Genomic DNA, 9,599 nt, shown 5'->3' with positions numbered 1-9,599 from the left:
CCGACGGGGCGCCGCATGGCGCGTCGGGCGCCGCTTTGCTGGCCGGGCGTGTCAGGCGGGGTGCGTCAGGCGGGCTGAGTCAGGCGGGGTCGCGGGCCGGGATCGTATCCCAGGCCTCGCCCATGGCGACGATGCAGCGCAGACCGCTGGCGTAGGCCACGACCAGCGTCCAGTCGCCCCGGGCCGAGGACCAAAGCTCCATCACGCTGTCATGGTCGCGCAGGCCCTGCCCCGACAGGCTGGCGCCATAGTCGCGGGTCAGCCGGTCGCGCATCTCGGCCGAGGGGGCGCAGACCACCTCGGCGATCGGGCTTTCGGCCGCCGCCGGGGCAGCCAGAAGCACAGACAGGGCGAGAAGGCCAAGGGGAATCAGGGCAAGGCGGCGCATGACCCTGAATGTAACAGGATCATGACGGCCCGTGGATAAACTTGTCGCGGGACGGGCCGCGTGCCCTGTCCGGTGGCGGACCTGGTGCGCGCAAAGTCCCGGATCGGGCCCGGATCAGCCCCGGGTACCGCCCAGCGGGTCGGGGGGCACGGCACGGCGCGAGGAGACGTCGCGCAGACGCTCGGGCCACCAGCGGCCGCGGGGCTGCGACAGGACAAGGCAGACCAGCGCGATGTAAAGGCCCAACGCCATGAAGCTAAGGCCCACGGGCTGATATCCATATGTCTTGACGACCTGCGCAAGGTCCATCCACGACCCGAGGATCGCAGACAGAAGCGCAGGTTCATGCCCCGGCTCGGACTGCATCAGCAGAACGCCGAGGGCATTGAACGCAAGGAATGAAACGACGGCGGACAACACTCGCATTTGCACGACCCCTAGGACCACTCACACGACGAAAACCATGGCGCGGGATTGTGGCGGGGATAGGGAGAGGGGGTGGCGCGGGGGTGGCGGGATGGTGGGGGCGTGGGGCGTAACGAATGAAGCGCCTGCGTCAGCGCGGTAGGGCGGGGTTCACCCCGCCATCCGCGGCCGGGTTCGGCGGGGTGAACCCCGCCCTACGGGTGATCCGGCGTGGGGTGCGTGCTTTGACTACAACTGCAGCACCATGTGTTTAGCCCGCTCGTCGATCACCTCCTCTTTCCACGTCCCGTAATTCTTGTTGTTTCCGCTCACAATCCAATCTGCTCTTCCATTTCTTGATGTCCCGAACAAAAAGACTGAAGCCGCACTTGGACTAGAGAAAGAGATATCCTCATCAAGAACAAAGTTTCTATCATTAATCTTTCGCGCTCTCCCCGTCTCAAGTGCTTCGTCTCTAATAGCCTTGATACGATCGTGAAATGAAGACTTCTCCTTGAGCGAACCACGAGACCCTGAAAGCACGACGAACTCCCCGGATATCTCTCTTGCAGTCGCCTCGATACCAGCATTTGAGTTTGAAAGCACGAAGAGTACGTGTTCGTTGCCCTCCTGATTCTGGCTCTCTAAGCTAGCTGGAGCGGAATCCGAAATGGACTTCGGCTTGACGTTGACCGTGGGTCGGCGAAGAAAGTCCGCTCCAATAACTGGAAGCACAAGCTGGATCTCCTCAAGAAACGCCTCCATATCCGCCTTGTCAGCCTCCGGAAGGAGGTCGAATTGCGGCAGGTCCTTATTTGCTAGTTTTGCCTTTTTTGCTTCCTGCACAAGTTGCAAGAGTCTTCCCTCCAGGTACCGGACATGAGCTTTGGTGAGGTTCATATCCTTGCTGGTGACAGCAATAAACCTCTCCCAAAAGACTTTCTCCTTGTTATGTTGATAAATTCTCTTTGCAATCTCATCACCTTCACCAACGTAGACACGGTTTACGTCTGACACTTCCTCATCAGGTCCAAAGAGGAAGTATACACCGGTTCTCCGCAACTCGCTCCTGGAGAGAGCATCTTCAATTCTGGTCCTAGGGGCTGCCAAGACGTGGCCGGTCCAATTCATTATTTCAGCAGTCAGAATGCCCGTTGCAGTCCCATCGACAAGATAGAGTCTGACTGAACGCCCCTTAGCCATAGTGGTGTGCCTCCCCGAACAGCTTACACCTTACCCCATGTCTTTGTGTGAAGATGGTCTTCATCTACCCCCTCACCACCCCCATGAACTCCCGCCACTCGCCCTTGCTCATGCCGCTGGTCTCCTGCGTGACCTCTTCCCCCGAAAGCATCCGCCGCAGGCAGTCAACGGCCTTGCCCGACAGCGTCACGCCGCCCAGGCGGTAATCCTCGAACGCGGCCCAGGCGTAGGGGACCCAGTCCTTCACCACGTCGCAGATCGCCTCGGCGTAGACGCGGATCTCGTACTGGGCGTGGGCGTCGGCGCGCAGGCGCAGGAAGTGGAACAGGTTGTGCAGGTCGACCTTCCAGTACCACTGGGTATAGATGTTGGCGGGCAGGTTCATGCGCGCCAGTTCGCGGGCAAGGCCCTGCTGGCCGTCCTGGCTGAGCATTTCCTCGTAGTGGTCATAGCTGCGCATGGCGTCGCCGCGCAGGATGTCGAGCACGCGGGCGGCTTCCTCGCCGGTCAGGACCTCGCCCCGGCCCTGGTTGTTGACGGTGGATTGCGCGGCCAGGTGTTCGGGCGCGGGGATGTAGAATTCGCGGTCGAGGATCGAATAGCGGGCCGAGTATTCGTTCACGTTCGCGGTGCGGTGGCGGATCCACTGGCGGGCGACGAAGACCGGCAGCTTCACGTGCAGCTTGATCTCGCACATCTCGAAGGGGGTCGAGTGCCAGTGCCGCATGAGATAGCGGATCAGGCCTTCGTCGTTCTGCACGGCCTTGGTGCCACGCCCATAGCTGACGCGCGCGGCCTGCACGATGGCGGCGTCGTCGCCCATGTAGTCGATCACCCGGACGAAGCCGTGATCAAGCACCGGGATGGCGCGGTAAAGATGCGCCTCGATCCCGTCCGAGACGGCGCGCAGCGTGGGGCGCGGGGTGGCGCGAAGCTCGTCGATCTCGGCGATCTGGTCGGGGGAAAGCGGCATCGGCGGGCTCCTTCGGGGGTCGTGGCGGCGTGAGTCGGGGTGCGAGTCGGTCGGCGAGTCGGGGTGCGACTCGGCCACACTATATCTGGCGGCGGGCAGGCGTGGAAACACAATAGGCTGACAGTCTGCGCGTCACGGCCTGTCATCGGCCCGCCACAGGGGCCGAATTCCGCCACGGGATGATTGACAGCCCCGACCCCGGCCCCGGACTATGGGCGCATCATATGTCCGGGGGAGGGCGCGATGCTGCGCAAGGCGTTGTCGATCACCGCGGTTGCACTTCTGGCCGCCTGCGACGGCGAGAACCAGGGCGGCACGATCGGCGGCACGCCGGTCTTTCCCGCGGAACTGGCCGGAAACCTGAACGCGGCAAGCTATGACGCGGTGGCCGACACGCTGCGCCTGGACATGGACCTCGACGGGACGGCCTTCGTGGCCGACTACACGCGGCGGCCCGACCTCGACGTTCCGGGCTACGAGGCCTACGTGGCCCGGCAAAGCCCCGATCGCAGCTTCCTCGCCCTCTTCCGCGAGAACCCGCGCGGCACCCTTGTGGCGGGCGCGGTAGGCGACAACGCCTTCGCCGGCGACGCCTTCGGCGGCAGCACCTATGTGCGCATCGACACCTGGTCCGTGCCCCGCGCAGGCACCGCGACCTACATCGGGTCCTACGCCGGGGTCTTCGGCACCGGCGCGACCGATCCGGTCCGCACCCAGGGGACGGCGCGGCTTGAGGCCAGGTTCGCGGCGATGGAGGTCGGCGGCGAGATCGGCAACCGCGCGATCGTTGGCGGCGCGGCCCTTCCCGCCCAGACGCTGGCCACCGCCCGCATCGACGCCAATGGCGAGTTCCTGGGAGCGACGCAGTTCCCGGACCTCACCACCAGCGGCACCTATGGCGGCATCTTCGGCGGCGTCGACGCCACCGACGTGGCGGGCGTGATGGTGTTCACGCCGATCCAGGGCAGCACGGTGCGGGAATTCGGGTCGTTCAACGTGGCGCGCTGCGGAACGGCGGGCGCCGATCCTGCTTGCCCCTGACGCCCCGGCCCCTGTGGCGGGCGATCTGCCTTCTTTCGGCGCTTGCCCCGGCCATGGCGGGGCGTCCGGCCGCGGCCGAGGTCGAGGTGTCGATCCCCGAGGCCCGGGCGATCGCCGTGGCCCTCGAAGCCGAAGGGCGGCAGCAGGACGCGGCCGCCATCGCCGCGGCGCTTTTGCAGCGCGATCCCGACGACGCGGTGGCCTGGATCCTTGTCGCGCGCATCCGTCGCGCGGCGGGGGATGTCGAGGGGGCGCTTGACGCGGCGCGGCGGGCGAACGCCGCTGCCGCGACCGACGACGAACGCTTTGCCGCCGCGATGGAGCTTGCCGCCGGCAACTTCCTGCGCGAACAAGGGTTGATCGCGCAGTTCTGGCTGCGACGCGCCGCCCAGGTGGCCCCGACCGACGAGTTGCGCGCCGCAGCGATCCGCGACTTCCGGTCGGTGCGCGCGCGCACGCCCTGGTCCTATTCGCTGTCCTTCAGCGTGGTTCCCTCGTCGAACGTCAACAACGGCTCGCGGGCGGACATCGTCGAGATCGCCGGCCTGCCCTTCGTGCTGAGCGGCGATGCGCAGGCGCTGTCGGGGGTCGAGATCGCTGTGTCGGGCTCGGCGCGCTTGCGGTTCGCGGGGCTGGGCGGACAGCCCGCGCAGGCCTATGCCGGCTTCGCCGTGCAGCAGGTCGTCCTGTCGGACGAGGCCCGACGCCAGGCGCCCGAGGCACGTGGTGCCGACTACGCCTTCGAGGCGATCGAGGTCGGGCTCTCGCAGGTGGTCAGCAGCTGGTCCGACGACGTGGTGCTGCGCTTCGATACGCTGGCCGGGCGAAACCGCTATGGCGGCGCACCGCTGAGCGACTACCTGCGCGGGGGCCTCATGGCGCAATGGGCGCCGGGCCAGCAGTCACTGGCGACGCTGGCCGCCTCGGTCGAGCGGCAGAAGCGCCTTGACGACCCCGACCGATCCGCCTGGGTGTCGCGGGTCGACCTGCGGCGGATCTGGCAAGCCGGAAACGGCGACGTCTTCGGCCTTGGCGGCGGGGTCCGGCTGGTGCAGTCGGACTCGATCGAGATCGACAACGACGCAGTGCTGGTCGAGGTCGACTACACCTTCGCCGAACCCGTGATCGGGCCGACGACGCTGGGGGTGGGGCTGAACGTCGAGCGGCGGCTCTACGACGCCTCGCCCTTCACCACCGACGGGCGGCAGGACACGCGCCTGGGGATATGGGCCACGCTGGGCGCGCCGGCCTGGAATTTCTATGGCTTCGGCCCCACAATGACGATCGAAGCCTCGCGCACCCTGTCGAACATCAGCCTTTACGAGGCCGAGGATATCGGGATCCGCCTGGGCATCACCTCGGTGTTCTGACGGCGCGGCGTGCGGCGGGACTGGAACGCGCGCGCGCGACCGCCTAGGGTCGCGGCAGATGACCGGAGGACAGACATGACGATCCGATACCTGCACACGATGGTGCGCGTGCTCGACCTCGAGAAATCCATGGCCTTCTACGAGCTTCTGGGCCTGAAGGAGACGCGGCGCTTCGAAAACGACAAGGGCCGCTTCACGCTGGTGTTCATGGCGCCCCCTGGCCAGGAGGACTGCCCGGTCGAACTGACCTACAACTGGGACGGGGACGAAGGCCTGCCGTCGGACAGCCGGCACTTCGGCCACCTGGCCTATGCCGTCGACGACATCTACGCGGCCTGTCAAAGCCTGATGGACGCAGGCGTGACGATCAACCGCCCCCCGCGCGACGGGCACATGGCTTTCGTACGCTCGCCCGACAATGTCTCGATCGAGCTTCTGCAGAAGGGCGAGGCGCTGCCACCGGCCGAACCCTGGGCAAGCATGGAGAACACCGGCCACTGGTAGGACGTGGCCCCGGGACGGGTCGCCGCCCCTAGTAGATATAGCGGATCTGGTCCCCCCAGAAACGCTCGACCCGGTGCAGCGCGCGATTGAGCGCACCCAGCCCGCCCGCATCGTTCGCGACGCTGCGCTCCAGCCCCTGGGCATGGCGGGCGAACAGATCGCCGACCACGCGCCGGACCTCGCGGCCCTTGGGCGTCAGGCGCACGCGAACCGAACGACGGTCGATCTCGCACCGCTGGTGGTGCATGTATCCCATGTCGACCAACTTCTTGAGATTGTAGCTGACGTTCGAGCCCTGGTAGTAGCCGCGCGTGCGCAATTCGCCCGCGGTCACTTCGTTGTCGCCGATGTTGAACAGCAAAAGCGCCTGGACCGCGTTGATTTCCAGCATGCCAAGACGCTCGAACTCGTCCTTGATGACGTCGAGAAGCAGCCGGTGCAGCCGTTCCACCAGCGACAGGCTTTCGAGGTAATCGTCAAGAAACCCGCGTGTTTCTGTCTGCCCAAGGGTCTGATGCATGCTCATCCGCCGCTCCGCCTGTTCCGGTCGCAGAAGGTGGCATCGCGGAAAAATCCGAATATCCGGTTAAAGAGCCAAAAACTCGCATCGAATTGACCGGGCTGCGCGCCGGCCCCGACAGGCGATCACAGCGCGCCGGCGTGGCGCGCAATGCGTCCGATCAGCGGGGCGAAACGGTCCGGCACCGGGGCCTGGCCCGTGACCCAGCCGTAAAGATCGTGGTCGTTCTCGGCCAGCAGCGCCTCGAACAGGTCAAGCTCGGGTTCACTCAGGCTCGCAGCCTCGTCGTCGCAGAAGGGGCCAAGGACAAGGTCCATCTCCTTCGTGCCCCGCCTCCAGGCGCGGATCTTCAGGCGCTTGAGGCGGATCTCGTCAGCCATTCCTGCCCCCTGCCAGACGCGCTTCAAGCGCGGCAAGCCGCGCCACCTCGGCCTCGATGCGGGCGCGGATGTCGCGGATCTCGGCAAGGACCGCGGGCCCCAGTTCGTCCGGGATCGCCGCCGGTTCCGATGCCGCAGGCCGATCCTGGGGCGGGGCTTCCAGCCCCTCGCCCTCGCCCGTCAGAAGCCAGGCGATGGAGACGTTGAGAAGCCCGGCCAGCATCTGCAACCGGTTCGAGCGTGGCTCGGACCGGTCGTCTTCCCATGACCGCAGGCTTTCCAGCGTCACGCCAAGGCGCTGCGCCAGGTCGGCCTGGCTCAGTCCGGCGGCCTCGCGGGCCCCGGCAAGCCGGTCGCCGAAGGTGGCGGCGGCGTCCGAGAACCAGTCTGCATCGGTGGCGGCTGCGTTTTCAGGCATCTTCTCCTCCCGCGTGGCGTGGTGGCGCTTGATCGGCCTCGTTCCCCTACCTATGACACGAGCGCCCGACTGTCCAACCGGAGACGACCATGCGCTTTCTGTCCGCGACGCTCGATCGCGTGAAACCCTCGCCCACCATCGCGGTCTCGAACCTCGCGATGGAGCTGAAGGCGCGGGGCCGCGATGTCATCAGCCTTGGCGCGGGCGAACCCGACTTCGACACGCCCGACTCCATCAAGGCCGCCGCGAAGGCGGCGATCGACGCCGGGCGCACGAAGTACACCGCCGTCGACGGCATCCCCGAACTCAAGGCCGCGATCTGCGCCAAGTTCGCCCGCGACAATCGCCTGACCTACACGCCCGACCAGGTCAGCGTCGGCACCGGCGGCAAGCAGGTGCTCTACAACGCCTTCATGGCCACGCTGAACCCCGGCGACGAGGTCATCTTGCCCGCGCCCTACTGGGTCAGCTATCCCGACATGGTGCTGCTTGCAGGCGGGACGCCCGTGACCGTGGCCGCCGGGATCGACACGGCCTTCAAGATCTCGCCGGCCCAGCTCGAGGCGGCGATCTCGCCGAAGACGAAGTGGCTCATCTTCAACTCGCCCTCGAACCCCACCGGCGCGGGCTATTCGCGCGACGAACTCAAGGGCCTGACCGATGTGCTGATGCGCCACCCCCATGTCTGGGTCCTGACCGACGACATGTACGAACACATCGCCTTCGACGGATTCACCTTCTGCACCCCGGCCGAGGTCGAGCCCGGGCTTTACGACCGCACGCTCACGGTGAACGGCGTCTCGAAGGCCTACGCGATGACGGGCTGGCGGATCGGCTATGCCGCCGGCCCCAAGGCGCTGATCGGGGCGATGCGCAAGGTGCAGTCGCAGTCCACCTCGAACCCCTGCACGATCAGCCAGTGGGCCGCGGTCGAGGCGCTCAACGGCCCGCAGGACTTCCTGAAGGACAACGCCCGCCTGTTCCAGCGCCGCCGCGACCTTGTCGTCGACCTTCTGAACACGGCGCCCGGCGTCACCTGCCCGGTGCCCGAAGGCGCCTTCTACGTCTATCCCTCGATCGCGGGCTGCATCGGCAAGACGACGCCCAAGGGCGTGCACATCACCGATGACGAGACCTTCGCGACGGCCCTTCTCGACGAGGAGGGCGTGGCGGTCGTGTTCGGCGCGGCCTTCGGGGTTTCTCCGAACTTCCGCGTGAGCTACGCCACCGACGAGGCAACCCTGACCGAGGCCTGCACACGCATCCGGCGCTTCTGCGCGGCGCTCACCTGACACCCCTCCGGGGTTCTTCTTGGGGCAAGTATCCCGGGGGAATCCCCGCGCCAGCGGGGATGGGGGCAGAGCCCCCGCCCCCCGGCCGGCTAGCCGCGCCCGGCGGCTTCGAAGACCGCGTCGATCATCGCCTGCGTGCCGCGCGCGTCCTCCAGCGTCCAAGGATAGGCCTCGCCCTCGCGCAGGGTCCGGCAGAAGGCCTCTACCTGCAGGACATAGTGGTTGGCCGCCGGAAACCGCTCGACAGTGACCGCAGGCGCGCCCGGCCCCTTGCCGTTGCGATGCAGCTCGACCCGCGCCTCGCCGAACAGGCCCGCGTTGAACGGCGCGGTCAGGCGCAGAAGGCCGTCGGTGCCGTGGAAGGTCATCTCCTGCGCCGGATGCATCCGCATCGAATTCACCCAATGCGCCGTGAAGGTCGGGAAGCGGGCCAGCACATGGGCGATCACGTCGACGCCGTTTTCGAAGGTGACGTCGGCATGGGTGATTTCGACGGGTTCCTCGCCGGTCATCCAGCGCGTCGCGCCGTAGGTATAGACGCCGATGTCGGGGATGCCCCCGCCGCCCAGATCGGCCTTGTTGCGCACATTGCCCGGATCGCCGGAGTTGTCGTAGGCGAAGAACCCTTCGACATGCTGAAGTCGCCCGATCGCGCCTTCGCGCAGAAGCTGCCGCGCCCGCTGCCACTGCGGGTGATGGACGATCATGTAGGCCTCGGTCGCGAACAGCCCCGAGGCGTCGCGCGCGGTGATCAGCCCGTCGATGTCGCCGGCCCGCAGCGCGATCGGCTTTTCGCAAAGCACGTGCTTGCCCGCCTCCAGCGCCATCTTCGTCATCGGCACATGCAGGTGATTGGGCAGCGGGATGTAGACCGCCTCGATCTCGGGATCGGCCAGAAGGTCCTCGTAACTGCCATGCACCTTCAGGCCCGGTCGAAAGGCCTGGAAAGGGACTGCCTTCGCCCGGTCGAAGGTGGCCAGCGCCACGAAGTCGGCGCCGTCGGCGGCATGAAGGGCGCGGGCCATCTGCTCGCGCGCGAATTTCGAGGCGCCAAGCACCCCCCAGCGGACCGGATCGGACATGAAAAAGCCTCCCTCGCTTCTGC

12 protein-coding genes are annotated in these 9,599 nt (G+C 66.5%); 4 read left to right on the top strand and 8 right to left on the bottom strand.

Annotation, left to right across the window (positions count from 1 at the left end; all coding sequences use genetic code 11):
• Window positions 1–79 precede the first annotated feature (79 nt).
• The 4 genes from ACRDNQ_RS12615 to thyX all read right to left on the bottom strand — a co-directional run bounded on the left by ACRDNQ_RS12615 (window position 80) and on the right by thyX (window position 2,969).
• Window positions 80–388, bottom strand: coding sequence for a hypothetical protein (locus ACRDNQ_RS12615; RefSeq protein WP_431829004.1), 309 nt, complete (start codon window positions 386–388; stop codon window positions 80–82).
• A 114-nt stretch (window positions 389–502) separates the two neighbouring features.
• A complete protein-coding gene (locus ACRDNQ_RS12610) occupies window positions 503–814 on the bottom strand; it encodes a hypothetical protein (RefSeq protein WP_431829003.1) in 312 nt (103 codons plus the stop codon).
• A 228-nt stretch (window positions 815–1,042) separates the two neighbouring features.
• The gene (locus ACRDNQ_RS12605; protein ID WP_431829002.1) at window positions 1,043–1,996 is read right to left on the bottom strand and encodes a GIY-YIG nuclease family protein; all 954 of its coding nucleotides are present in this window, start codon (window positions 1,994–1,996) and stop codon (window positions 1,043–1,045) included.
• Between the two features lie 64 nt (window positions 1,997–2,060).
• Entirely contained in the window at window positions 2,061–2,969 is a 909-nt protein-coding gene (gene thyX, locus ACRDNQ_RS12600; RefSeq protein WP_431829001.1) for an FAD-dependent thymidylate synthase, read from the bottom strand.
• A 243-nt stretch (window positions 2,970–3,212) separates the two neighbouring features.
• On the opposite strand from thyX, the gene ACRDNQ_RS12595 reads away from it, so the two are divergent.
• The 3 genes from ACRDNQ_RS12595 to ACRDNQ_RS12585 all read left to right on the top strand — a co-directional run bounded on the left by ACRDNQ_RS12595 (window position 3,213) and on the right by ACRDNQ_RS12585 (window position 5,884).
• Complete coding sequence (locus ACRDNQ_RS12595; protein WP_431829000.1) at window positions 3,213–4,010, top strand: hypothetical protein; 798 nt, start codon at window positions 3,213–3,215, stop codon at window positions 4,008–4,010.
• Window positions 4,011–4,063: 53 nt separating this feature from the next.
• Window positions 4,064–5,380, top strand: coding sequence for a hypothetical protein (locus ACRDNQ_RS12590; protein WP_431828999.1), 1,317 nt, complete (start codon window positions 4,064–4,066; stop codon window positions 5,378–5,380).
• A 75-nt stretch (window positions 5,381–5,455) separates the two neighbouring features.
• Window positions 5,456–5,884 (top strand): VOC family protein, encoded by a 429-nt coding sequence (locus ACRDNQ_RS12585; protein WP_431828998.1) that lies wholly within the window; start codon window positions 5,456–5,458, stop codon window positions 5,882–5,884.
• Between the two features lie 28 nt (window positions 5,885–5,912).
• On the opposite strand, the gene ACRDNQ_RS12580 is transcribed toward ACRDNQ_RS12585, so the two are convergent.
• The 3 genes from ACRDNQ_RS12580 to ACRDNQ_RS12570 form a co-directional block, all read right to left on the bottom strand.
• A complete protein-coding gene (locus ACRDNQ_RS12580; RefSeq protein WP_431828997.1) occupies window positions 5,913–6,410 on the bottom strand; it encodes a MarR family winged helix-turn-helix transcriptional regulator in 498 nt (165 codons plus the stop codon).
• Window positions 6,411–6,529: 119 nt separating this feature from the next.
• Window positions 6,530–6,784 (bottom strand): FAD assembly factor SdhE, encoded by a 255-nt coding sequence (locus tag ACRDNQ_RS12575; protein WP_431828996.1) that lies wholly within the window; start codon window positions 6,782–6,784, stop codon window positions 6,530–6,532.
• Window positions 6,777–7,202 carry a helix-turn-helix domain-containing protein gene (locus tag ACRDNQ_RS12570; protein WP_431828995.1) on the bottom strand — a complete coding sequence of 142 codons (426 nt, stop codon included), beginning with the start codon at window positions 7,200–7,202 and terminating at the stop codon, window positions 6,777–6,779. The genes ACRDNQ_RS12575 and ACRDNQ_RS12570 overlap by 8 nt, the downstream gene beginning before the upstream one ends.
• A gap of 89 nt (window positions 7,203–7,291) precedes the next feature.
• Between ACRDNQ_RS12570 and ACRDNQ_RS12565 the strand changes: the two genes are divergently transcribed.
• The gene (locus ACRDNQ_RS12565; protein WP_431828994.1) at window positions 7,292–8,494 is read left to right on the top strand and encodes a pyridoxal phosphate-dependent aminotransferase; all 1,203 of its coding nucleotides are present in this window, start codon (window positions 7,292–7,294) and stop codon (window positions 8,492–8,494) included.
• 89 nt (window positions 8,495–8,583) lie between these two features.
• Here ACRDNQ_RS12565 and ACRDNQ_RS12560 read toward each other — a convergent pair whose 3' ends face one another.
• Window positions 8,584–9,576: a Gfo/Idh/MocA family protein gene (locus ACRDNQ_RS12560; RefSeq protein ID WP_431828993.1), complete on the bottom strand. Its 993-nt coding sequence runs from the start codon at window positions 9,574–9,576 to the stop codon at window positions 8,584–8,586.
• Window positions 9,577–9,599 lie beyond the last annotated feature (23 nt).

It is taken from the genome of Saliniferula longa (assembly GCF_050789285.1).
Classification (GTDB): domain Bacteria; phylum Pseudomonadota; class Alphaproteobacteria; order Rhodobacterales; family Rhodobacteraceae; genus CAVPWP01.
Note: the sequence above shows the minus strand (reverse complement) of the source record. Positions and strands in the feature narration are given on the sequence as shown.